We start from the raw sequence: 23,297 nt of genomic DNA, 5'->3' as shown, positions 1-23,297 counted from the left end.
CGCCCGGTTCACCCGCCATGGCGACCGCCCCCGCTCTCGACCCCGCAGCATCTCCCTCGCGCCAATGGCTGCCCCGCCACGTGCTGATCACGCCCTCCGCGCTGGGCTGGGATCATGGCCGCGCCATCGCCGAGCGGGTGAGCCGGCTGGGCGTCGACATCGTCGAACTGCCGAGCGACCGCGTGAAGCTGGACCTGTCCGACGATCCGAAACGCCAATATGCGCAAGCCAAGGCGACGCTCGCCGTGGTCGTCGCCCCGCCCTCGAAGCGCAAGCTGCAGCCGATCGCCCCCTCGGCCGACTGGCGCGTCGACCTGGCGGAAGGCTGCCCCGCCCATTGCGCCTATTGCTACCTCGCGGGATCGCTCAAGGGCCCGCCGATCACGCGCGTCTATGCGAACCTGCCCGAGATACTGGACGAGATGCCGCGCCATCTAGGGCAGGGGACGATCACCTCGCGCTCGGCCACCCGCGCGCACGAGGGCACGACCTATGAGGCGTCCTGCTACACCGACCCGCTCGCGCTGGAGCATCTGACCGGATCGCTGTCGGCGCTGGTCGAATATTTCGGCGGGTGGGAGGCCGACGCGCAGCTGCGCTTCACCAGCAAATTCTCGGCGGTCGATCCGTTGCTCCGGGTCGCGCATAACGGCCGCACGCGCATGCGCGTGTCGCTCAACCCCAAACCCTATGCGCGGTTCGAGGGCGGGACGAGCCCGGTCGCACAGCGCGTCGCGGCGATGCGGCGCATGGCGGAGGCCGGTTACCTCGTCGGCCTGACGATCGCCCCGATCATCGCCGCGCCTGGTTGGGAAGCCGCCTATGCCGGGCTGATCGACGATGTCGCCCGCGCGCTGGACGGGCTGGCGCCCGATCTGACCGTCGAGCTCATCACCCACCGCTTCACCGAAGGGTCCAAGGCGGTGCTCGACAGCTGGTATCCGGGCTCCGCGCTCGACATGGGTCCCGACGGCCGCGCGCAGAAGCGCACCAAATTCGGCTCGATCAAGCATGTCTACGACCGCGACACGATGCGCGCGCTCCGCGGCTTCTTCGAGCGCGAGATCGCCCGCAAGCTCCCCTTCGCCCGCATCCTGTACTGGACCTGAGACCATGCCCATCAAAGCCATACTCTTCGACCTCGACGGCACCCTGGTCGATTCGAACGACTTTCATGTCGACGCCTGGGTCGAGGCGTTCGCCGCGCATGGCCACCGCATCGATCGCGACGCGATCCGCGGCCAGATCGGCAAGGGCGCCGACATGCTGGTCCCTGCGCTCGTCCCCGGTGCGACGGAGGAACAGGCGGAAAAGCTCGGCGACGCGCATGGCGAGGCGTTCAAGGGCAAATACCTCGCGCGGGTCCGCCCGTTCGACGGCGCGCGCGACTTGCTTGCCCGAGTCCGCGGCGCGGGGCTCAAGGTCGCGCTCGCCTCGTCGGCCGCGCAGGAGGAACTGGACCATTATGTCGCGCTGCTGGACGTCGCGCGCTTCGTCGACGAGACCACGACGATCGACGATGTGGAGAATTCCAAGCCCGCCGGCGACATCGTCGCGACCGCGCTGCGGAAGCTCGGCGTCACGGCCGACGAGGCGCTGTTCGTCGGCGACACGCCCTATGACATCGAAGCGGGCGCCAGATGCGGCGTGGCCACGATAGCGGTGCTCTCCGGCGGCTTCTCCCCCGATGCGCTGACGGGCGCCAGGGCGGTCCGCCCCGATGTGGCGGCGCTGCTCGCGGCGTTCCCGGACTGGGTGGAGCCGGGCTGATCGCGCTTGCGGCGGGCGAGGAAGGTGGCGGAACACCCCCCGTCGGCACGGGTTCTCCCCCCATGCCCGCAACCGACCTGCTTCTCCACGCGCCGCCGCTCGACCTTCTCGCCTCCGCTTCCCTGTTCCTCGATTTCGACGGCACGCTCGTCGAGCTGGCCGACCGGCCCGACCAGGTGCGCGCCGATCCCCACCTCCGCGCGCTCCTCGCCCGGCTCGCCGGGGCGATGCCCGGCCGCGTCGCGATCGTCAGCGGCCGATCGCTCGCGCAGCTCGACGCGATGCTGGGCGACGCCGCCGACCTTCTCGCGCTGGCGGGAAGTCACGGGGCCGAGCTGCGCGTGGGCGGCGCCGACCGGCCGGCGACCCCGCCCGCCGCGCTGGGCGGGATCGCGGCGCGCATGGACGCGTTCGCGGCCGCCCGTTCCGGCGTCGTGGTCGAGCGCAAGTCGCTCGGCGTCGCGCTCCATTACCGCCTCGCGCCCACGCATGAGGCCGATGCGCTCGCCCTCGCGGAGACGCTCGCGAACGAGCACGGGCTGTTCCTCCAGCGCGGCAAGATGATGGCGGAGGTCCGCGCCGACGGCGACAAGGGCCGCGCGATCGCGCGGCTCGCGGCGGGTGCCGCCATGGCGGGGTTCCGCCCGCTCGTCCTGGGCGACGACCTGACCGACGAGGCCGGGTTCGAAGCCGCCGCCCGGCTCGGCGGGGCGGGGGTGCTGGTCGGCGAGCCGCGCGCGACCGCCGCGGTCCATGCGCTGCCCCACGTCGCCGCCGTCCGCCGCTGGCTCGGCGACGCATTGGAGCACGCGGCGTGACGGCGACGATGAACCTGTGGCCGATCGGCAATTGCCAGGTCTCCGCGCTGGTCGATGGCGCCGGCACCTATGTCTGGGGCTGCGTTCCGCGCGTCGACGGCGAGCCGGCCTTTTCCGCGCTGCTCGGCGGCGACGCGCCCGACACCGGCTATTGGTCGATCGAGCTGGAGGACTCGGTCCGCACGCACCAGCATTACCTGCGCAACACCCCCGTCCTCGTCACCCGGCACGAGGACGCATACGGCAACGCGGTCGAGATCACCGATTTCTGCCCCCGCTTCCAGCATGACGGCCGCATCTACCGCCCGACGGCCTGGGCGCGCATCGTCCGCCCCGTGGCGGGCAGCCCGCGGATCCGGGTGGCGTTGCGCGTCGGCAAGGGCTGGGGCGGTCGCGCGGAGGAGACGGCGGGCTCCAACCACCTCCGCTATCTGATGGCCGACCATAAATTGCGCCTGTCCACCGACGCGCCCGTCGGCCGGGTGCAGGGCGAGGGCTGGTTCCGGCTGGAGCGCCCGCTGCACTTCTTCCTCGGCCCCGACGAGGGGTTCGTCGGCAATATCGGCCAGACGCTGGCGACGATGCGCGACCGCACGGTCGCCGAGTGGCGCGGCTGGTCGCGCGGGCTCGCCATCCCCGTCGAATGGCAGGACGCGGTGATCCGCGCCGCGATCACGCTGAAGCTGTGCCAGCATGAGGAAACGGGCGCGATCGTCGCCGCGCTCACCACCTCGATGCCCGAACATGCCGGGTCCGGGCGCAACTGGGACTATCGCTATTGCTGGATCCGCGACGCCTATTACACGGTGCAGGCGCTCAATCGCCTCGGCGCGCTCGACGTGCTCGAAGGCTATCTCGAATATCTGCGTAACATCGTCGACGGCGCGCGGGGCGGGCATATCCAGCCGCTTTACGGCGTCGGCGGCGAGGCGGTGCTGGAGGAGCGCGAGGCCTCCGATCTGCCCGGCTATCGCGGCATGGGCCCGGTGCGCGTCGGCAACGCCGCCTACACCCAGATCCAGCATGACGCGTACGGCCAGATCGTCCTGTCCGACGTCCAGGCCTTTTTCGACCGCCGCCTGTTGCGCATGTCGGGGCCGGAGGACTTCCGCTCGCTGGAGCGCGTCGGCGAGCGCGCCTGGGCCGTGTACGACCATCCCGATGCGGGGCTGTGGGAGCTGCGCACCAAGGCCGCCGTCCACACCTATTCCGCTGCCATGTGCTGGGCCGCGTGCGACCGCCTCGCCAATGCCGCGAGCGTGCTGGGGATGGAGGAGCGGCGCGGCTTTTGGCAGGACCGCGCCGACCGGATGCGCGCGACGATCGAGGAGCGCGCCTGGCGCCCGGATACGCAGCGCATTTCGGCGACGTTCGAGGGCGACGACCTCGACGCCAGCCTGATCCAGCTGCTCGACCTGCGCTTCCTGTCGCCGGACGATCCCCGTTTCCAGTCCACGCTTCGCGCGGTCGAGGAGGGGCTGCGGCGCGGCAGCCATATGCTGCGTTATGCGATTCCGGATGATTTCGGCCTGCCCGAGACCGCGTTCAACGTCTGCACCTTCTGGCTGATCGAGGCGCTCCACGCGACCGGTCGCATCGCCGACGCCCGCGCGCTGTTCGAGGAGATGATCGCCAGGCGTAGCCCCGCCGGGCTGTTGTCGGAGGATATCGACCCGATGTCGGGCGAGCTGTGGGGCAATTACCCGCAGACCTATTCGCTCGTCGGCCTCATCAACTGCGCGGTGCTGCTGTCCAAGCCGTGGAGCGCGGTGCGATGAGCGGACGGACGAGCCGGCTCGTCGTCATCTCCAACCGCGTCCAGAGCCCCAAGGCGGCGAGCGGGGGCAATCAGGGCGGGCTCGCCGTCGCGCTGCTCGCGGCGCTGCGCGAGAAGGGCGGCGTCTGGTTCGGCTGGTCGGGCGAGACGGTGGAGAGCTTCACCGGCGCGATCGACCTGCAACAGGCGGGCGGGGTCGCGACCGCGACCGTCGACCTGGAGCCGCAGGACGTCGACGAATATTATAACGGCTATGCGAACCGCAGCCTCTGGCCGCTTTTCCACGACCGCATCGACCTGACCCGGTTCGAACGCGACTTCGAGGGCGGTTATCTGCGCGTCAATCGGCGCTTCGCCACCACAGTCAGGCCGCTGATCGGGGAGGGGGACCTGGTCTGGGTCCACGACTATCACCTGATCCCGCTGGGCCGCGAGCTGCGCCGGCTGGGCGTCGCCAACCGGCTGGGCTTCTTTCTCCACATCCCCTGGCCGCCTACGCGCATCCTGATGTCGCTCCCCAGCCACGAACCACTGGTGCGCAGCCTGTTCGATTACGACGTGGTCGGCTTTCACACCCAGGACTGGCTCGACGCCTTCCTCCATTACGTCACGCGCCAGCTCGGCGCCGAGCTGGGCGAGAACGGCATCGTCACGCTGGGGGAGCGCAGCGTCCGTGCGATCGTCGCGCCGATCGGCATCGACGCGGGCGAGTTCGAGACGGCGGCGCGGAGCGAGCAGGCCAAATTCGCGCACGACCGGATGCACATGTCCGCGACGGGCCGGTCGATGATCGTCGGCGTCGACCGGCTCGACTATTCCAAGGGCCTGCCCGAACGCTTCGGGAGCTATGAGCGCTTCCTGACCCAGCATCCCGACCTGCAGGGACTGGTCTACATGCTCCAGATCGCGCCGCCGAGCCGTGAGAAGGTCGACACCTATCAGGCGATCCGCGCCGAGCTGGACGCGGTATCGGGGCGGATCAACGGCGAGTTCGCCGATATCGACTGGGTCCCGATCCGCTACGTCAACAAGGGCTATCCGCGCGACGAGCTGGCCGGCATCTACCGCGCCGCCCGCGTCGCGCTCGTCACCCCGCTGCGCGACGGCATGAACCTGGTGGCGAAGGAATATGTCGCGGCGCAGGACCCGGACGACCCCGGCGTGCTGGTCCTGTCGATCTTCGCGGGCGCCGCGGCGCAGCTGACCGCGGCGCTGCTGGTCAACCCGTACAGCGCCGACGAGGTCGCCGACGCGATCGCGCTGGCGCTGCGGATGCCGCGCGAGGAACGGGTCCGCCGCTGGCGGGCACTCCTCGACAATATCCGCCGCGAAGACGTGTTCTGGTGGCGCGACCGCTTTCTCGGCGCGCTGGAGCAACACTGAACTACGCCCCGGAGCATCGCTCCGCGGGCGGACCCGAAGCGAAATGCTCCCCAACTCGGCCCGACCATAGGAATGCCCTTGCCCGACTCCCTCCCGCCCGCACCGCTCGCCGCCCTGCTCGCGACCGAGCTCGCCGCGCGCGACCTGCTCTTCGTCGCGGCGGACGAGGGGCGCGCGGCGTCGGTCGCCGCGATCCTCGCCGCCTTCGCGCCCGATGCGCGCGTCCTGCATCTGCCTTCGTCCGACGCGCTGCCCGGCGAGGACGCGCCCGCGTCCCCCGCCAATATCGGTGCGCGGGTCGCCGCGTTGCGGGGGGCACGGCTGGCGGGCGGCGACGGCGCGCGCGTCGCCCTGGTCACCACTGCCGAAGCCAGCGTCCTGCGCTACGCCGCGCCCGAGGCCTTTGAGGCGACGCCGCCGGGCTTCGCGATCGGCGACAATCTGGAACTGGACGGGTTCGCCGCGCTGGCGATCGGCATCGGCTATCACGAGGACGACCGCGTCGACGAGCCGGGCGAGGTCGCGGTCCGGGGCGCGGTGATCGACATCTTCCCGGTCGACGCCGGCCGCCCCGTCCGCATCGAGGTGACCGACGGGCAGGTCTCCGCGATCAAGCGCTACGATCCCGTCAGCCAGCTCGGCGATGAGCCGCTGGACAGCGTCGAGATCGGCCAGGCCAGCGAACCCGAGGCGGCGGGCGGCGTGTCGCTGCTGGCGCATCTGCCCGGCGCCGCCGTCGCGCTCGACCCGGGCGCGGACCGTGGTCGCGAGCGTTTCCTGAAGCTGTCGGCCGACGCGCTCGGCCGACGCGGCCGGGCCGCCGACCTGCTCGTCCCTACGTCGGAATGGCGAGCCGGGACCGACGCGCGCGACGCGGTCGACCTCGACACGCCGCCCGGCGAGGAACCTCCACGTTTCGTGGAAAAGGCGAACCCGACCCGCGCCTTCAACCGCTTTGCCCGCGAAACCTTGGCCGAGGGCCGCCTGCTGCTGGCGGGCTCGCCGCGCGATCTGCGTTTCCTGTCCGCCCGTACCAAGCTCGACCTGCGCCCCGCGGGCAGCTGGGCGGAGGCCGTCGCCGCGCCGGTCGGCAGCGCGCTGTGCCTTCATGCGCCGGTTGATCGCGGCTTTGCGCTGGACGGCGTCACCGTCATCGCCGGCGGCGACCTGCTGGGCGGCCGTGCGCGCGCCGACGAGCTGTCGGCCGGCGGGATCGACCCGCTCGCGGCCGCCGCCGGGGAACTGCGCGTCGGCGACGTGATCGTCCATGAGGAGTTCGGCATCGGCTCGGTCGAGGGTGTCGAGACGCTCCCCGACGCCGATGGCGGGGAAGGGGGCGACGCGATCGTGCTGCGCTATGCCAGGGACGCGCGCCGCCTGGTGCCCGTCGCCGAGGCCGACCGCATCTGGCGCTATGGCGCCGATGCCGACCAGGTCGCGCTCGACGCGCTCGACGGGCATAGCTGGATCAAGCGGCGCGGCGCGATCGATCAGGCCATCGCCGAATCGGCGCGCGGTCTGGCCGCACTCGCCGCCGAACGCGACGCGCGCACCACCGATCCCATCGCCCCCGACGCCGCCGCCTATGAGCGCTTCGCCGCCGGCTTCGCCTTTACCGAGACGCCCGATCAGGCGCGCGCCATTGCCGCCGTCCGCGCCGACCTGGCGTCGGGCAAGCCGATGGACAGGCTGGTCGTCGGCGATGTTGGCTATGGCAAGACGGAGGTCGCCCTGCGCGCGGCCGCGCTCGTCGCGCTGGCGGGCCGGCAGGTCGCGATCACCGCGCCCACGACGGTCCTCGTCCGCCAGCACCTCGACACCTTCGCCCGCCGCCTCGAAGGCAGCGGCATCGCGGTCGCCGGCCTGTCGCGCCTGAGCACCCCCGCCGAGAAGAAACGCGTCGTCGCCGGGCTGGCGGACGGATCGATCAAGGTCGTGATCGGCACCGGCGCGGTCGCGGGCAAGGGCGTGGCGTACAGGGATCTGGCGCTGGTCGTGGTCGACGAGGAACAGCGCTTCGGCGCCGCCGACAAGGCCAAGCTCGCCGCGCTCGGCGCGGGTCACGTCCTGTCGCTCAGCGCCACGCCCATCCCGCGCACGCTCCAGGCGGCGATGGTGGGACTGCAATCGGTGTCGGTCATCGCCACCCCGCCCGCGCGGCGCCAGCCGATCCGCACCGCCGTCGAAACGTGGAACGACGCCACCGTCCGCGCGACCCTGCTCCGCGAAAAGAGCCGGGGCGGACAGAGCTTCGTCGTCGTCCCCCGGATCGAGGACATGGCCGACATCGCCGCACGGTTGAAGAAGCTCGCCCCCGAGCTCAAGATCGTGACCGCGCACGGCAAGCTCCCCGCCGCCGAGATCGACGAGGCGATGGTCGGTTTCGCGAACGGGCCGGAGGGCAAGGGCGGCGACGTGCTGCTGGCGACCAACATCATCGAGGCCGGGCTCGACGTGCCCCGCGCCAATACCATGGTCGTGACGCACGCCGACCGCTTCGGTCTATCGCAGCTCCACCAGCTGCGCGGCCGCGTCGGGCGCGGCGGGCGGCGCGGGCAGATCCTGCTGCTGACGGAGCAGGGCCAGGCGATCGCCGACGCCACGCTCAAGCGGCTGCGCACGCTCGAGGCGTTCGACCGGCTGGGCGCGGGCTTCGCGATCGCCGCGCGCGACCTCGACCTGCGCGGCGCGGGCGACCTGCTCGGCGAGGAACAGGCGGGTCACATGAAGCTGATCGGCATCGACCTCTACCAGCACCTGCTCGGCCATGCGTTGCGCGCCGCGCGCGGCCAGGCCGTCGACATCTGGACGCCCGAGCTCAATCTGGGCCTCGCCGGCCGCCTGCCGGGCGACTGGATTCCCGAGATCGACGTCCGCCTCTCGCTTTACGGCCGCCTGGCGCGGGTGAGCGAGACTTCCACGCTCGACGCGTTCGAGGCGGAACTGGAGGATCGTTTCGGCGCGGTCCCCGACCCCGCCCGCGCCCTGCTCCAGCTCACCCGCCTTCGCCTCCTGGCGCTCGCGGCCGGGGTGGAAAAGGTCGATGCCGGCCCCGCCGCGATCGCGCTGACCCCCAAGGGCCGGCAGGACCTGCCGTCGGTCGCGGGGCTGGCCGAGAAGAACGGCCGCTGGCTGCTGGCCGAGCGGATCGACGACGAGCGGGCGCGGGTCGCGCGGGTGGAGGAAGTGCTGGGCGAACTGGTGGAGTGAGGGGCCTCGGTCGATCGGAAACGCACCTGCGCCGAAACGGGCGGGCCTACACGGTCCTAAGCGGCAGCCAGCGCTCCCTTCCGGGCGATAAGGATGAAATCGGACTCCGCGCTGCCCCATTTCCCGCTAGTCGCCCGTCGCAAGGCCGCGCTGACCAGTCGATAGATGCGATATAGGATCGGGCTGAACTCGTTGAGCTGATTCAGTGAGACGCCCCGATATTCGCGGCGGAAGACCACGCCGAAGCCGAGCGTCCTCAGCGAACCGACCAGCTCGTCGATGTCGCATCCCTTATCGTGTTCGACTTGGAATGGGCCTTGCCCGACAGTGCCGGCCGACTTCTTTCCACCGACGACCCTGTAGAAGAGAACATGCACCCAATGAGGCGTGAGTCTCGTCACGATGCCCTTCAGCGATCGAAGCAACGGACCGGCGACGACGATCGATCCGGTCGGCCCGACGGAACTAGCCACGTTCCGAAGCGCTAGACCGGGATTTTCTATGTGTTCGAGAACATTCCAGAATACCGCAATATCGATCGGTATTCCTGAAAAACCGTAGATCTGGGCATCACCGACGATTTGTCTATCGGCATAAGTCGAACGCGACAGACTATGTTCGTCGATATCGAGCGATGTAAAGCGTGTACCAGGCAAATCGATCTTCGTTCTGGAGCCACCACCAACTTCCAATACGTCGATCAGACCATTTTTTTGAGAATTCTCTTTCGAGAGAACGGTTAGAAACTCATTCTTCACCCGAATCTGCTCATCGCGCAATGCTGTTATGATTACCATCCTTCAATCGATTATTCGGCGGGATCGCCACGCCAGTGCGCGAGGTGCTATACGCCCGAGCGCAGCCGAAGGTCCTGCGGGCAGTAAGGAACCATGGTGACGCGGATCGCCACTTGTGCGTTGTCATGCCTGAACCTCCATCGAATTTCCGCGCCGGTCACTCGGCCGCCCGGGCCAGTCCCTCGTCGACATCGGCCTCGTCCTCCGCCGCGACACCCGCCTCCAGCCGCGCCTCGTCCGCCGCCAGTTGCGCGGCGTCGTCGGCAGTGATCCCGAACCGCGCCGCCACGTCGGGCGCGAAGCGGAGCAGGTCGGGCCTGAGGCGGAGCAGCGACAGGTCCTTGGACTTGCCCTCCATCATCACGTCGAAATCGAGGCCCTCGGCCATCCGCATGAAGGTCGCGAACTCGAACGGGTTGGTGAAGTCCGAATGTCCCGTCCAGATGGGCGGGCGCAGCACCGTCTTGACGCGCGCGGTCGCCTTGACCGGGGTCTTCAGTACCTCGCCCTTCTTCGGCCGCGCCGTGCCCGCCTTGGCGGCCTCGCGCTGCTTGGGGGTGATCTTCTGCTTCAGCTCGCGCATCTCGGTGCGCGGGCTGGAGAAGTGGATCTTGGGCCGCACCCCCTCGGGCCAGCTCGCGACGAACCGCTCCAGCGTGGCGCGCATGTCGAGCCGCTCGGGATTGAGGCACCAGAAATGCTGATAGTCGAAGATCAGCCGGACGCCCGTGCGTTCCTGGATCCACAGCACGTCGGCCGCCGAGAAGCGGATGTCGTCATTCTCCAGCACCAGCCGCCGCCGGACATGCTCGGGGCATTGCTCATAGCCCGCGATCCACCGCGCCCGGCTCGCCTCGCGGTCGTCGTAGACGCCACCGACATGGGTCACCATCACCGCCTCGTCGTCCAGCTCCATCCGGTCGAGCATCTCGGCCTGGCTCGACAGGTCCCAGATCGATTTCCGCGTCAGTTCCGGGTCGGGCGAGTTGAGCAGCACGTACTGCGACGGGTGGAAGGACAGGCGGATGTCGTATTCCCGCGCCTTGGCTCCGAACGCGCGCAGTTCGGCGTCCGACTCGGCCACCATGCCGTGGAATTGCGGCATGTCCGGGTGGGTCGCGTACGGCGCGATGTCCGACGACAGCCGGTACATGTCGAGCTGGCGCGACTTGAGATAGTCGAGCACCGGATCGAGCAATTCCAGCGAGCATTTCAGATGCGGGTTCTTCTGCCAGCGCCGCGTATCCTGCGTCTTCAGGTCGGGACGCCCCATCACCTTGACGGGAAAGCCCAGGCGGAGCGGGCGCGTTCGGTCGGTCATATCTATACCTGCTGTTCGGGAAAGCCGAGGTCGGACACGAAGGCGTTCCAGTCCTCGTATCGCAACGCGCCGCCGGTCGCCTGCTTGTGGCCGGAGCCGTAGCGCGAATCCGCCCCCGCCGGCCGATGCTCGGCCAGGAAGGCGACCAGATCGCGCCCTGTTGCCGAGCGCGCGGCGAAATGCACCCAGCCGGGGCGGTAGCCGGTGTTGGCGGCGAGCACGATCTTGTCCTTCAGCCGCCCGCGCCATTGCTGCGCGATCAGCGGATGGATCTGCTGGCCCGCGTGGAAGCGGATCAGCGCCACGTCGCCCACGACGCGCGGGGGAACGCGTTTGGCGGCTTCCATCGCTTCGGCCACCTCCGCCTTGGCCGCGAGCAGCAGGTCGCGCTGGGCGCTCGGCTCCTTGCTGACCGCCTTGGGGCCGTTGCCTCGCATCAACAGGTCCAACGCCGCCGAGGCGTCCGCGGCCGCCGTCCGCCGGGGCGCGTTGACGAGCGACGTGGCCATTTTGAGCGCGGTCTTGCCATAGCGTCCTTGCGCCTCGGCCAGCTCGGGAAAGGCGTCCTCCGGGGCCATGTCGCCGATCAGCCCGAGCGCGGCGAGCCAACCCAAGCCGTCGGGCGAGCCGAGCGCCCAGAATGCCAGCAACGCCGATGTCGGCTCCGGCTCCAGTCCGTTGCCGCTGATCACGGTCGCCCCTTCGGGCGATCCGGTCGGGACGTGATGGTCGATCACCATGGTCGGACAGCCCGGCAGCACCGGCTCGGCGCGCGTGCCCAGATCGGCGACGATCAGCCCGCCCGGCGCATGGGCCGCCAGTTCGGCGCGGAACTCGGGCTCCCACGGCGTCTCGCCCTTGCCGGTGATCCTGATCTCGACCGCGCGGCCCCGCTCGCGCAGGCCCCGCGCCAGGATCGCCGCCGCCGACAGCCCGTCCGCGTCGAAATGGCTGACGACCAGCACCGGCCGGTCGGGCGCGAACCCCTCGACCGCCCGCGCGAACGCGTCGCGCGTGGCCGAGCGGGGGTCGGAAGTGTCGGAAAGGACGCCGATCATGGCGGGACAAACGACCCGGCTCGCGGCCGCGTTCCGGTTCGGCTAGAGCATCGCCCCGAAAGGTGATCCATGATGCGCCGGCTGCTGCTCCTCCTCGCGATGCTCGTCGCCGCGCCCGTGTCCGCCCGGTCGCGCGGGCCCACGGTCCTGGCCGCCGCCAGTCTTCAGGAAGCGATGAGCGACGCCGCCCGCGCCTGGGAACGTCGCGGCCACCCACGCCCCGTCCTGTCCTTCGCCGCCTCGTCCGCGCTCGCCCGGCAGATTCGAGCGGGTGCTCCCGCAGACCTGTTCGCTTCGGCCGACGAGGACTGGATGGACGATCTCGCGCGGGCCGGGTTGCTGGCGCCGAACGCGCGCGAGACGCTGACGGGCAACAGGCTGGTCGTCGTCGCGCCCAGGGCGAACCCGGTCCGCCTGACGATCCCGACGCTCGCCCGCACCCTTGCCGCCGGCCCGCTCGCCATGGCCGACCCCGGCGCGGTTCCGGCGGGTCGCTACGGACGGGTTGCGCTCGAACGCCTCGGCGCGTGGAACGTCGTGCGGGGCCGGGTGGTGCGCGCCGAGAATGTCCGCGCCGCGCTCGCGCTCGTCGAGCGCGGCGCCGCGCCCTACGGGATCGTCTATGCCACCGATGCCCGCGCCTCGACGCGGGTCCGGGTCGCCGGCCTGTTCCCCGCGTCGAGCCACCCGCCGATCCGCTACCCGGTCGCTCGCCTCCGAGCGTCGCGCCACCCCGATGCGGAGGGCTTCCGCCGCTTCCTGCTATCCGCGCCGGGGGAGGCGATCTTCATGCGCCACGGCTTCACGCGTCCGTGATCACGCCGGACGAATGGGCGATCGTGCGGCTGACCCTGCTCGTCGGCGGGGTCGCGGTGGCGGCGACGCTGCCGCTGGCGTTCGCGCTGGCCTTCGTCCTGGCGCGCGTGCGTTTCCCCGGCAAGCTGCTCCTCGACGGCATCGTCCACCTGCCGCTCGTCGTGCCGCCGGTCGTGACCGGCTGGATGCTGCTCCTCGCCTTCGCGCCGAGCGGTCCGCTGGGCCGGCTGCTCCAGCAATGGTTCGGCGCCTCCGTCCTGTTCCGCTGGACCGGCGCGGCGATCGCGGCGGGCGTCATGGCGCTGCCGCTGATGGTGCGGGCCATCCGCCTGTCGATCGAGGCGGTCGACCGCCGCCTCGAACAGGCCGCCCGAACGCTCGGCGCGAGCCCGGCGCGCGCCTTCGCCACGATCACCCTGCCGCTGAGCCTGCCCGGCATCCTTGCCGCCACGACGCTTGGCCTGGCGCGCGCCATCGGCGAGTTCGGCGCGACGATCACCTTCGTCTCGTCGGTGCCCGGCGAGACGGAAACGCTCCCGCTCGCCATCTATGCCGCGCTCCAGCGGCCGGGCGGCGATGCGATGGTCTGGCGGCTGGCGGCGATCTCGGTCGCGCTCGCGCTGGTCGCGCTCGTCGCGTCGGAGGCGCTGGCGCGGCGCACGGGCAGGGGCGTCAATGTCCTTTGACGTAGCGCTGCAGATCACGCGCGGCGACCGCCGGATCGGTGTGGCGTTCCAGACCGGCCCCGGCATCACCGTGCTCTTCGGCCGCTCGGGCGCCGGCAAGACGACGATGCTCGACATGATCGCCGGGCTGGTCCGCCCCGACAAGGGCCATGCGGGCGTCGCGGGGCGTCTGCTCTACGACCGCGGCGCGAGCGTGAACCTGCCGCCCGAGCGGCGCCGGGCGGGCTATGTGTTCCAGGACACGCGGCTCTTCCCCCACCGCCGCGTCCGCGCCAACCTGCTCTACGGCGCGCGCGACGCGTCGCGGCTGGAGGGAGCGGCGAGGATGCTCGACATCGCCCATCTGCTCGACCGCTGGCCACGCACGCTGTCGGGGGGCGAGGCGCGTCGCGTCGCGATCGGCCGCGCGCTGCTCAGCGATCCTGCCTTCCTGCTTCTCGACGAACCGCTCAGCTCGCTCGACGCCGCGCGGGCGGAGGAGGTCATGCGCGCGCTGGAGCTTTTGCGCGACGAGACGGGGCTGCCGATGCTGCTCGTCACGCATGACGAGGGCGAGGCGGAGCGGCTGGGAAACCACCGCGTGCCGATATACTAGCCACGCCCATCATGCCCGCACCCCATATCCTCCACCTCCATTCCGCCTTCGATCTGGGCGGCAAGGAAGCGCGCGCCGTCCGGTTGATGAACGTCTGGGGCGACCGCGCCCGCCATACCGTCGTGTCGGGGGTTCCCGGCGCGCTCGGCGCACGCGCCGCCATCGCCAGGGGGGTGAAATACGAGATAGCGCAGGATCCGCCTCCGCTCACCGGCAAGCCATCGGTGAAGCGGTACGAGGCGATCGCCGCCTATATGCGGCGTTTCGACTTGGTGCTCAGTTACAATTGGGGCGCGATCGACGGCGCCATGGCGCGGCGGGTGTTCGGCAAGGGGATGCCGCCCGTGATCCATCACGAGGACGGCTTCAACGAGGACGAGGCGACCGGGCTCAAGGTCGAACGCAACATGTATCGCCGCATCGCGCTCTCCGCCGCTCACGCGCTGGTCGTGCCCAGCCGCGCGCTCGACCGCATCGCGACGGAGACCTGGAAGCAGCCGCGCGCGCGTGTTCACCATATCGTCAACGGTGTGCCGATCGCCCTCTATGCCGGGAAGCCCGATCCCAAGGCGATCCCCGGCTTCGTCCGCGACACGCGCGAGGTCGTGATCGGCGCGCTGGCGGGCTTGCGGGCGGTCAAGGACCTGCCGCTGCTCGTGCGGGCGTGCGGCGGATTGTCCGGCCGGTTCCGGCTCGTCATCGTCGGCGAGGGCCCCGAGCGCGGGGCGATCAAGCAGGCGGCCGAGGCGATGGGGATCGCCGACCGGGTCGTCATGCCCGGCTTTCTCGACCGCCCGCACCGGTATCTCGGCCTGTTCGACATGCTCGCTTTGTCGTCGCGGTCCGAGCAGTTCCCGATCTCGGTCGTGGAGGCGATGGCCGCCGGGCTACCGGTGGCGAGCGTTCCCGTGGGTGATGTCGCCGACATGCTGGCCTCCGAGAACGTGCCCTTCGTCGCGTCGCATATCCACGAGGTGCCGCTGCGCGACGTGCTCCAGCAGCTGGTCGGAGACGCCGACCTGCGCGCCCGTGTCGGCGCGGCGAACCGCGCGCGCGCGCGCGCCGACTATGACGAGGCGTTGATGATCCGCCGTTATGCCGAGCTCTACGAGGGCGCGATGGGCAGGCCCGGCGCCCTGAGCTGATCCCCTTCGCTGATCCATATCAGCGCCGGGGACTACCGCCTCGGCAACCATCCGGTATATGGCGGGTGTCCGACCCAGAAAGGTTTCGTTCTACCGTGTTCAAAGGCCTGACCCCCATCCAGTATAATGGCCGCGAGGTCTGGCCGCTGATCGAGGGCGGCAAGGGCGTCGCCGCGACCAACCATGCCTCGGCAGGCGCCTGGGCGGCGGCGGGCGGGGTCGGTACCGTTTCGGCGGTCAACGCCGACAGCTACGACCCCGAGGGCAAGATCATCCCCCAGATCTACCGTGCGCTGACCCGGCGGGAGCGGCACGAGGAACTGGTCGAATATGCGATCGACGGCGCGGTCGAACAGGTCCGCCGCGCCTGGGACATCGCCGGCGGCAGGGGCGCGATCAACATCAACGTGTTGTGGGAGATGGGCGGGGCGCAGCGCGTCCTTCACGGCGTGCTCGAACGCACCCGCGGCCTGGTCGCGGGCGTCACCTGCGGGGCCGGGATGCCGTACAAATTGTCGGAGATCGCCGCCTCATATAATGTCCATTACCTGCCGATCGTCAGCTCGGGCCGCGCGTTTCGCGCCTTGTGGAAGCGCGCCTACAGCAAGGCGTCGGAGTGGCTCGCCGCCGTCGTCTACGAGGACCCCTGGCTCGCCGGGGGCCATAACGGGCTGTCCAACGCCGAGGACCCGCTCAAGCCCGAAGACCCCTATCCCCGTGTCAAGGCGTTGCGCGAGACGATGCGCGAGGGCGGCATCCCCGACTCCACGCCCATCATCATGGCGGGCGGCGTCTGGTATTTGCGCGACTGGAACGACTGGATCGACAATCCCGAACTCGGCCAGATCGCGTTCCAATATGGCACCCGGCCGCTGCTGACGCGCGAAAGCCCGATCCCGCAGGGCTGGAAGGACAAGCTGACCCATATCGACGATGGCGAGATCTCGCTTCATCGCTTCTCGCCCACCGGTTTCTATTCCTCGGCGGTCCGCAATCCGTTCCTGCGCGCGCTGGAGGCGCGGTCGCACCGCCAGATCGCCTTTGCGCGGGAGGAAGCGGGCGATCACCTTTTTCAGCTCGACGTCGGGGTGAAGGGGCGCAATTTCTGGGTCACGCGCGCCGACCTGCTGCGCGCGCGCGAATGGTTCGGCCAGGGCTTCACCGACGCGCTCAAGACCCCCGACGACACGCTCGTCTATGTCACGCCGACCGAAAAGGCGGAGATCCGCAAGGATCAGGCCGACTGCATGGGCTGCCTGTCGCAATGCTCCTTTTCCAGCTGGGCGGATACCGAGACCAATTCGACCGGCCGCCTGGCGGACCCGCGCAGCTTCTGCATCCAGAAGACGCTGCAGGATATCGCCCATGGCGGCGACACCGACCGCAACCTGATGTTCGCGGGCCATTCCGCCTCGAATTTCCGGCGCGACCCCTTCTACTCGAACGGGTTCGTGCCGACGGTGAAGCAGCTGGTGGACCGTATCCTCACGGGCGACTAAGCCTTCAGGCCCAGCCCTCCAGGACCTGGTCCGGGGGGCGGTGGCCATCAGCCCACATGCGGATGTTGGCGATCACCTTTTCGCCGGTGGCGATCCGTCCCTCATAGGTCGCCGACCCCATATGCGGGGTCATGACGACGTTCGGCAGGGCGAGCAGGCGGGGGTCGATCTCCGGCTCGTGCCGCCATACGTCGAGCCCGGCGCCCGCCAGCCGCCCGGCCTGCAGCGCGTCGACCAGTGCCTCCTCGTCGACGATCCCGCCGCGCGACGTGTTGATGAGGTGGACATGCGCCTGCAACAGCCCGATCCGCCGCCGATCGATCAGGTTCTCGCTATCGGCATTGCGCGGTGTGTGGATCGTCAGCACGTCGACCGCCTGGAGCATCGCGTCCAGATCGGGGTGCCAGGTCGCCCCCAGCTCCGCCTCGACCACGCCCGGTAGCCGGTGGCGATTGTGATAGTGGATGCCCAGGCCGAACGCCCGCGCGCGCCGGGCGACGGCCTGACCGATCCGCCCCATGCCGACGATGCCCAGCGCCTTGCCGCCGATGCGGTGGCCCAGCATCCCGCCCGGGCTCCACCCGGTCCACGCGCCCGATCGCACCAGCTTCTCGCCCTCCGCCAGCCGCCGGGGCACCGACACGATCAGCGCCATGGTCAGGTCGGCCGTATCCTCCGTCAGCACGCCCGGGGTATTGGTGACGATGATGCCCCGCGCGCGCGCCGCGCGCAGGTCGATATGATTCACGCCCGCGCCGAAATTGGCGATCAGCTTCAGGCGCGGCCCCGCCGACGCGATCAACTCGGCGTCGATCGTGTCGGTGACAGTGGGCACCAGCACGTCGCACTCGGCGGCGGCGGCGGCCAGCTCCTCGCGCGTCATCGCCTGGTCGCCGCGATTGTTCGCCGCGTCGAACAGCGCTTCCAGCCGGTCCATGACAGTGTCGGGCAGCTCGCGGGTGACGATCACGCGGGGGTGGGGGACCCGGGGCTCGGTGCGGCGGCGCTCGGCGATCATGGAACGGCGCTTGGGGTCCGTGCCGCCCCGTCGTCAAGCCGGTTGATACCGCGCCGCGCGGGTTGCTACGGGACGCCAACAGGAAGGCTCTGTCCAATGCGTCTGCTTCTCATGCTCGCCGCGCTCTCGTTCGCCACGTCCGGTTCCGCGCAGGAACGGCCCAAGCCGCCTTATTGGGCGTCGATCTCGGCGGGCAAGGCGCGGATGCGGACCGGGCCCGCGCGCACCTATCCGGCGTCGTGGCTGTATCAGCGCGCCGACCTGCCGGTGCGGGTGGTCGCCGTGTTCAAGGAATGGCGCCGCGTGCGCGACCATGAGGGCACGGAGGGCTGGATGCTCGGCGGGCTGATATCGTCCACCCGCACCGCGATCGTCCGCGCGGCCGAGCCCGTTCCCATGCGGGACCGTCCGAGCACCGCCGCCAGGCTGCTGTGGCGGGCGGCGCCGGGGGTCGTGGGCCGGCTGAGCGAATGCGGCGGCGGCTGGTGCCGGCTGGACGTGAAGGGCCAGTCCGGCTTCGTCGAGGTGACGGGCCTGTGGGGAGTCGAGCCGGACGAGCGGCTGCCCTAGCCCCCGTGGTAGCGCGGCGCGATCCGGTCGCGCGAGACCTTGGGGCTCAGAGCCGCCTCGGCCGCGACATAGGCGTCCCAGTCGCGGATGGCAGGGAGCGAAGGGATGCAGACGGGCTCGTCCATCTCCAAGGCGCGGAGCGACGCCACGACCAGGTCGTCGGCCTGCATCACGTTCTCGGGCGGAAAGCGGTTCAGGTCGTTGCCCGCGACTTCGTGGAAGTCGGTCGCGATCACGCCGGGAACGAGCAGCTGGACGCGCACGCCGGTGTCCCTGGCCTCGACCTGCATCGTGCGGGTGAAAGCCATGACGTAGTTCTTGCTCGCGCCGTAACCGGCATTGCCCGGCATCTGCATGAACACCGTCCCCGACGCGACGTTGACGATCGTACCCCGTCCACGCGGGGTCATCGCCCGCATCGCGGCGTGCGAGAGGCGCCCCAGTGCCAGCACGTTGACGCGCAGCATCCGGTCGAGTTCGTCGGGATCGAGATCGGCCACGCGCCCGCGCACGGCGAAGCCGGCATTGTTGACGAGCAGGTCGACCGACGGCTCGGCCGCGATCCGCGCCGCCACGCGGGCTACGCCCTCATCGGCGCCGAGATCGGCGGCGAGCACCTCGACCTCGATGCCGTGCGCGTCGCGTAGCTCCGAAGCGACCGCCTCCAGCCGATCGACACGCCGTGCGACGAGCACCAGCGCATGGCCGGTCCGCGCCAGGTGGCGCGCATAGCTGAGCCCGATACCGGCGGAGGCGCCGGTGACGAGCGCGCGGGGGCTATCGGTCATGCTGGAATTCCTAAATACGGGATTACCGGGCCGCGACGATGTCGCGCGGGATCGGTCAGTCGATCATCTCGACCGCGATCGCGGTCGCCTCGCCACCGCCGATGCAGAGCGACGCGACGCCGCGCTTGCCGCCGGTGCGCTCCAGCGCGGCGAGCAGGGTGGTGATGATCCGCGCGCCCGACGCGCCGATCGGATGGCCCAGCGCGGTCGCGCCGCCATGGACGTTCACCTTGTCATGGGACACGCCCAGATCGTGCATCCAGGCCATCGGCACGCAGGCGAACGCCTCGTTGATCTCGAACAGGTCGACCTCGTCGGTGGTCCAGCCGGCCTTGGCGAGCAGCTTGCGCACCGCCTCGACCGGGGCCGTGGTGAACTTGGCGGGTTCCTGCGCATGGGCGGCATGGGCGACGATGCGCGCGATCGGCTTCAGCCCCTGGGCATCGGCGACCGACTGGCGCGTCACCACCAGCGCCGCCGCACCGTCGGAGATGGAGGACGAGGAGGCGGCGGTTATCGTGCCGTCCTTGGCGAAGGCCGCCTTGAGCGCGCGCAGCTTGACCGGATCGCCGCGCGCCGGGGCCTCGTCCTCGGTCACCACCGTGTCGCCCTTGCGGCCCTTCACGGTGACGCCGACGATTTCGCGCTCGAACGCGCCGTTCTTCTGCGCGGCGAGCGCGCGGGTCAGCGACTCGACGGCGTAATCGTCCTGGGCTTCGCGGGTGAACTGATATTCGCGCGACGTGTCCTCGGCGAAGGTGCCCATGGCGCGGCCCGCGTCATAGGCGTCCTCCAGCCCGTCGAGCATCATATGGTCGTAGGCGGTGTCATGGCCGATCCGGGCGCCGGCGCGCAGCTTCTTGAGCAGATAGGGCGCGTTGGACATGCTCTCCATGCCCCCCGCGACGACCAGATCGGCGGAGCCCGCCGCGATCATGTCGTGCGCGAAGATCGCCGCCTGCATCCCCGACCCGCACACCTTGTTAACGGTGGTCGCCTCGACCGAGGTGGGCAGCCCCGCGCCGATCGCCGCCTGGCGCGCGGGCGCCTGGCCGAGGCCAGCCGGCAGGACGCAGCCCATGAAGATCTTGTCGACCGACTCGGGCGCGACGCCCGCGCGCTCGACCGCGCCGCGCACCGCCGTCGCGCCCAGCTCCGTCGCGGTCGCGCCCGACAGCGCGCCCTGGAACGCGCCCATCGGCGTGCGGGCATAGGAAAGGATGACGACGGGATCGCTGGCCATGATCGGAGCTCCGGTAAAGAGGATGGCCGGTATCTAATGCTGCAATCGCGAAAAGTGAAATGGGGCTCCATCGTCACGCGCCCGGAGCATAGGTCGAGTGGGCTGATTGGGTTAGACGCGGCCCGTGCCCGCCTATTCTGCTCCTTTCCTGCTGGCCCTGCTCGGCGCGATCATCGGCAGCTTCCTCGCTACGCTGGCCGTACGCTGGCCGCGGGACCGCTCGGTCCTGACCGGTCGTTCCGCCTGCGACGGCTGCGGCCGCACGCTTGCTCCCCGCGATCTGGTGCCGATCGCGAGCGCGCTGCTGTCGCGCGGGCGCTGCCGCACCTGCGGCGAGAGCATCGACCCCATCCACTGGCAGGTCGAACTCGCCTGCGCGGGGGTGGGACTGGGCGCGGGACTGGTCGCGGCCGACCCGCTCCACGCCTTGGCGGGCGCGATCTTCGGATGGCTACTCGTGACGCTGGCGGCGCTCGACTGGCGCGATTTCTGGCTTCCCGATCGCCTGACGGGATTGCTCGCTCTGGCGGGGCTCACCGCTGGTGTGATAGGCCTGACACCGGGCCTGGACGAACGGCTGATCGGGGGAGTGGCGGGCTTTGCCGTGCTCTGGGCGATCGCGCGCGGCTATCGCCTGATCCGGGGGCGCGACGGGATGGGCGGCGGCGATTCCAAGCTGTTCGGCGCGATCGGGCTGTGGCTCGGGTGGCGGATATTGCCGTCCGTCCTCCTGCTCGCGGGGCTGGTCGGCCTGGGCGTGATTCTGTTCCGGCGGCTGACCGGGCGGGCGGTCGCCCGTGACGACGCCCTGCCGCTCGGCACGCTGCTGGCGGTGGCGGCTTACCCGGCCTGGCTCGTCATGATAGGCTTCGCCCCATGATCGCCATCACGCTTGCGCTGTTCCTCGCCGACCCATCGGTTCTCGGCCCGATCGGTCGTCAGGCGATGCCGGCAAAGGGCTGCGCCGCCTTTTTATGGGACACCGCCCCAACGCGTAAGTTGGTGGCGATGGCGACCGCCGATCCCGCCCGGCTCCGCCTGCACCTCGACGGGAAGACCGTCGATGTGGCGCGTGGGGGCGAGCGGGGGAGCGCGGGGTTCGGCTTTGCGGGGGTGACCGAATATCGAGGCGCCGATGTCACGGTCGTGCTCGACATGGCGGTCCAGACGCGGCCGGAGCTGACGGGCGGCGGCGTGGTGCCGGCGGGAACGCTGCGCGTCGAGCGGGCCGGGCGAGACGTGCTGGTCACGCCCGTCGCCGGGCTCATCGGCTGCGCGTGATCGGAAAGCAGGGGGAGAAAAGCATGGACATGAAGGCGACACTGGCGGCGCAGCGCGCGGCGTTCACCGCGGCGCTTCCCGAACCGATGTCGGTCCGGCGCGACCGGCTGAAGCGCGCGGCCGCGATGATCCGTGACAATGCCGATCGCTTCTGCGACGCGCTGTCGGAGGATTTCGGGCATCGCAGCCGCGAACAGTCGATGCTGACCGACATCGCGGGCTCGGTCGCGCCGATCGCCCATGCGCTCAAGAACCTCGACCGCTGGGCCAAGCCCGAGCGTCGCCCGGTCCAGTTCCCGCTCGGCCTGATGGGCGCGCGGGCCTGGGTCGAATATCAGCCGCTCGGCGTCATCGGCGTGATCGCGCCGTGGAACTTCCCGGTCAACCTCGTCATGGGCCCGGTCGCGGGCGCGTTCGCGGCGGGCAATCGCGCCATGGTGAAGCTGAGCGAGTATACGCCCGCCACCGCCGGCCTGTTCGAGGAGGTCGTGCCCGGCTATTTCGCCGCGACCGAGCTGGCCGTCGTGTCGGGCGGGCCCGATGTCGGGCAGGCATTCGCCGGACTGCCTTTCGATCACCTGCTCTTCACCGGGGCGACCGGGATCGGCCGCCACATCCTCCACGCCGCCGCCGACAATCTCACACCCGTGACGCTGGAGCTGGGCGGCAAGTCGCCCGCGATCATCGGCGCGGGCGCGAACCTGCCCCAGGCGACCGAGCGTGTCGCGATCGGCAAGATGCTCAACGCCGGCCAGATCTGCCTCGCGCCCGATTACGTGCTCGCGCCCGCCGATGGGGAGCAGGCGGTGGTCGACGGGTTGAAGGCGGCGGTGTCGCGCCTGTATCCGACCTTGCTCGCCAATCCCGATTATACGTCGGTCATCAACGATCGCCATCACCAGCGGCTCCATGCCTGGCTCGACGACGCGCGCGCCAAGGGGGCGAGCGTGGAGGCGATCAACCCGGCGGGCGAGGATTTCGCCGCGTCGAACAGCCGCAAGATGCCGCTTCACATCGTCCGCGACGTGACCGACGACATGACGCTGATGCAGGAGGAGATCTTCGGCCCGATTCTCCCGGTGATCAAATATGACGGCATCGACGACGCGATCGATCGGGTGAACCGCCGTGATCGTCCGCTGGGTCTTTATTATTTCGGACCCGATGCCGCCGAGCGCCGCCGCGTGCTCGACCGCACCCATTCGGGCGGGGTCACGCTGGACGACGTGGTGTTCCACGTGTCGATGGAGGACCTGCCCTTCGGCGGGGTCGGCCCGTCGGGCATGGGCTCCTATCACGGGCATGACGGGTTCAAGACCTTCAGCCACGCGCGTGCCGTCTTCAAGCAGTCGCGGCTCGACGTCGCCAAACTCGCCGGGCTCAAACCGCCCTATGGAAAGGCGACCCGCGCCTCCGCCGCGCGCCAGATCGGGAGCGTCGGGTGACGAAAGGCGTTGCGCCGCAGCTAACCCGGCCATAATCAACGCGCTAAGGTCGGGTTGGGGACGTCAGGGTGCGGTTG

The 23,297-nt window shown here is 70.2% G+C and carries 21 protein-coding genes; 15 read left to right on the top strand and 6 right to left on the bottom strand.

Going from position 1 to position 23,297, the window contains the following annotated elements:
• Window positions 1–17 precede the first annotated feature (17 nt).
• The 6 genes from VF592_RS10810 (at window position 18) to VF592_RS10785 (ending at window position 8,958) form a co-directional block, all read left to right on the top strand.
• A complete protein-coding gene (locus tag VF592_RS10810) occupies window positions 18–1,109 on the top strand; it encodes an SPL family radical SAM protein (protein WP_331005629.1) in 1,092 nt (363 codons plus the stop codon).
• Between the two features lie 4 nt (window positions 1,110–1,113).
• Window positions 1,114–1,770 (top strand): HAD family hydrolase, encoded by a 657-nt coding sequence (locus VF592_RS10805; RefSeq protein WP_331005628.1) that lies wholly within the window; start codon window positions 1,114–1,116, stop codon window positions 1,768–1,770.
• Window positions 1,771–1,832: 62 nt separating this feature from the next.
• Window positions 1,833–2,588 (top strand): trehalose-phosphatase, encoded by a 756-nt coding sequence (otsB, locus tag VF592_RS10800; protein ID WP_331005627.1) that lies wholly within the window; start codon window positions 1,833–1,835, stop codon window positions 2,586–2,588.
• A complete protein-coding gene (locus VF592_RS10795; RefSeq protein ID WP_331005626.1) occupies window positions 2,585–4,366 on the top strand; it encodes a glycoside hydrolase family 15 protein in 1,782 nt (593 codons plus the stop codon). Before otsB ends, VF592_RS10795 begins: the two co-directional genes overlap by 4 nt.
• Complete coding sequence (locus VF592_RS10790) at window positions 4,363–5,748, top strand: alpha,alpha-trehalose-phosphate synthase (UDP-forming) (RefSeq protein ID WP_331005625.1); 1,386 nt, start codon at window positions 4,363–4,365, stop codon at window positions 5,746–5,748. Before VF592_RS10795 ends, VF592_RS10790 begins: the two co-directional genes overlap by 4 nt.
• Before the next feature lie 72 nt (window positions 5,749–5,820).
• On the top strand, window positions 5,821–8,958 hold the full coding sequence (locus tag VF592_RS10785; protein WP_414714206.1) for a helicase-related protein: 3,138 nt from the start codon (window positions 5,821–5,823) through the stop codon (window positions 8,956–8,958).
• A 56-nt stretch (window positions 8,959–9,014) separates the two neighbouring features.
• Here VF592_RS10785 and VF592_RS10780 read toward each other — a convergent pair whose 3' ends face one another.
• From VF592_RS10780 to VF592_RS10770, 3 genes are all read right to left on the bottom strand, one after another.
• Window positions 9,015–9,755 carry a class I SAM-dependent methyltransferase gene (locus tag VF592_RS10780; protein ID WP_331005623.1) on the bottom strand — a complete coding sequence of 247 codons (741 nt, stop codon included), beginning with the start codon at window positions 9,753–9,755 and terminating at the stop codon, window positions 9,015–9,017.
• Window positions 9,756–9,912: 157 nt separating this feature from the next.
• Window positions 9,913–11,076 (bottom strand): UV DNA damage repair endonuclease UvsE, encoded by a 1,164-nt coding sequence (gene uvsE, locus VF592_RS10775; RefSeq protein ID WP_331005622.1) that lies wholly within the window; start codon window positions 11,074–11,076, stop codon window positions 9,913–9,915.
• 2 nt (window positions 11,077–11,078) lie between these two features.
• Window positions 11,079–12,134 (bottom strand): phosphoesterase, encoded by a 1,056-nt coding sequence (locus VF592_RS10770; RefSeq protein WP_331005621.1) that lies wholly within the window; start codon window positions 12,132–12,134, stop codon window positions 11,079–11,081.
• 69 nt (window positions 12,135–12,203) lie between these two features.
• On the opposite strand from VF592_RS10770, the gene modA reads away from it, so the two are divergent.
• From modA to VF592_RS10745, 5 genes are all read left to right on the top strand, one after another.
• Entirely contained in the window at window positions 12,204–12,950 is a 747-nt protein-coding gene (gene modA / locus VF592_RS10765) for a molybdate ABC transporter substrate-binding protein (RefSeq protein WP_331005620.1), read from the top strand.
• A complete protein-coding gene (modB, locus tag VF592_RS10760) occupies window positions 12,947–13,636 on the top strand; it encodes a molybdate ABC transporter permease subunit (RefSeq protein WP_331005619.1) in 690 nt (229 codons plus the stop codon). Before modA ends, modB begins: the two co-directional genes overlap by 4 nt.
• Window positions 13,626–14,231, top strand: a complete 606-nt coding sequence (locus VF592_RS10755) for an ATP-binding cassette domain-containing protein (protein ID WP_331005618.1) — start codon at window positions 13,626–13,628, stop codon at window positions 14,229–14,231. Before modB ends, VF592_RS10755 begins: the two co-directional genes overlap by 11 nt.
• An 11-nt stretch (window positions 14,232–14,242) precedes the next feature.
• Complete coding sequence (locus tag VF592_RS10750; RefSeq protein WP_331005617.1) at window positions 14,243–15,376, top strand: glycosyltransferase; 1,134 nt, start codon at window positions 14,243–14,245, stop codon at window positions 15,374–15,376.
• Window positions 15,377–15,471: 95 nt separating this feature from the next.
• Window positions 15,472–16,875, top strand: a complete 1,404-nt coding sequence (locus VF592_RS10745) for an NAD(P)H-dependent flavin oxidoreductase (RefSeq protein ID WP_331005616.1) — start codon at window positions 15,472–15,474, stop codon at window positions 16,873–16,875.
• Between the two features lie 4 nt (window positions 16,876–16,879).
• Here VF592_RS10745 and VF592_RS10740 read toward each other — a convergent pair whose 3' ends face one another.
• Window positions 16,880–17,893, bottom strand: a complete 1,014-nt coding sequence (locus VF592_RS10740; RefSeq protein ID WP_331005615.1) for a D-glycerate dehydrogenase — start codon at window positions 17,891–17,893, stop codon at window positions 16,880–16,882.
• Window positions 17,894–17,989: 96 nt separating this feature from the next.
• On the opposite strand from VF592_RS10740, the gene VF592_RS10735 reads away from it, so the two are divergent.
• Complete coding sequence (locus VF592_RS10735) at window positions 17,990–18,463, top strand: SH3 domain-containing protein (protein WP_331005614.1); 474 nt, start codon at window positions 17,990–17,992, stop codon at window positions 18,461–18,463.
• Here the strand turns inward: VF592_RS10735 and VF592_RS10730 are convergent.
• Both VF592_RS10730 and VF592_RS10725 read right to left on the bottom strand, forming a co-directional pair.
• Window positions 18,460–19,251, bottom strand: a complete 792-nt coding sequence (locus VF592_RS10730; protein ID WP_331005613.1) for an SDR family oxidoreductase — start codon at window positions 19,249–19,251, stop codon at window positions 18,460–18,462. The genes VF592_RS10735 and VF592_RS10730 overlap by 4 nt on opposite strands.
• Before the next feature lie 55 nt (window positions 19,252–19,306).
• A complete protein-coding gene (locus VF592_RS10725) occupies window positions 19,307–20,494 on the bottom strand; it encodes an acetyl-CoA C-acyltransferase (protein ID WP_331005612.1) in 1,188 nt (395 codons plus the stop codon).
• Window positions 20,495–20,618: 124 nt separating this feature from the next.
• Here VF592_RS10725 and VF592_RS10720 point away from each other — a divergent pair, with 124 nt between their 5' ends.
• The 3 genes from VF592_RS10720 to VF592_RS10710 are packed head-to-tail and all read left to right on the top strand — an operon-like array spanning window position 20,619 to window position 23,220.
• Window positions 20,619–21,374 carry a prepilin peptidase gene (locus VF592_RS10720; RefSeq protein ID WP_331005611.1) on the top strand — a complete coding sequence of 252 codons (756 nt, stop codon included), beginning with the start codon at window positions 20,619–20,621 and terminating at the stop codon, window positions 21,372–21,374.
• Entirely contained in the window at window positions 21,371–21,775 is a 405-nt protein-coding gene (locus tag VF592_RS10715) for a hypothetical protein (RefSeq protein WP_331005610.1), read from the top strand. The genes VF592_RS10720 and VF592_RS10715 overlap by 4 nt, the downstream gene beginning before the upstream one ends.
• Before the next feature lie 23 nt (window positions 21,776–21,798).
• Window positions 21,799–23,220, top strand: coding sequence for a coniferyl aldehyde dehydrogenase (locus VF592_RS10710; protein WP_331005609.1), 1,422 nt, complete (start codon window positions 21,799–21,801; stop codon window positions 23,218–23,220).
• The last annotated feature ends 77 nt before the right edge of the window (window positions 23,221–23,297 follow it).

The organism is Sphingomonas sp. (genome assembly GCF_036388435.1).
Classification (GTDB): domain Bacteria; phylum Pseudomonadota; class Alphaproteobacteria; order Sphingomonadales; family Sphingomonadaceae; genus Sphingomonas.
The sequence above is the reverse complement of the archived record's forward strand: the minus strand, read 5'-3'. Positions and strand labels throughout refer to the sequence as shown.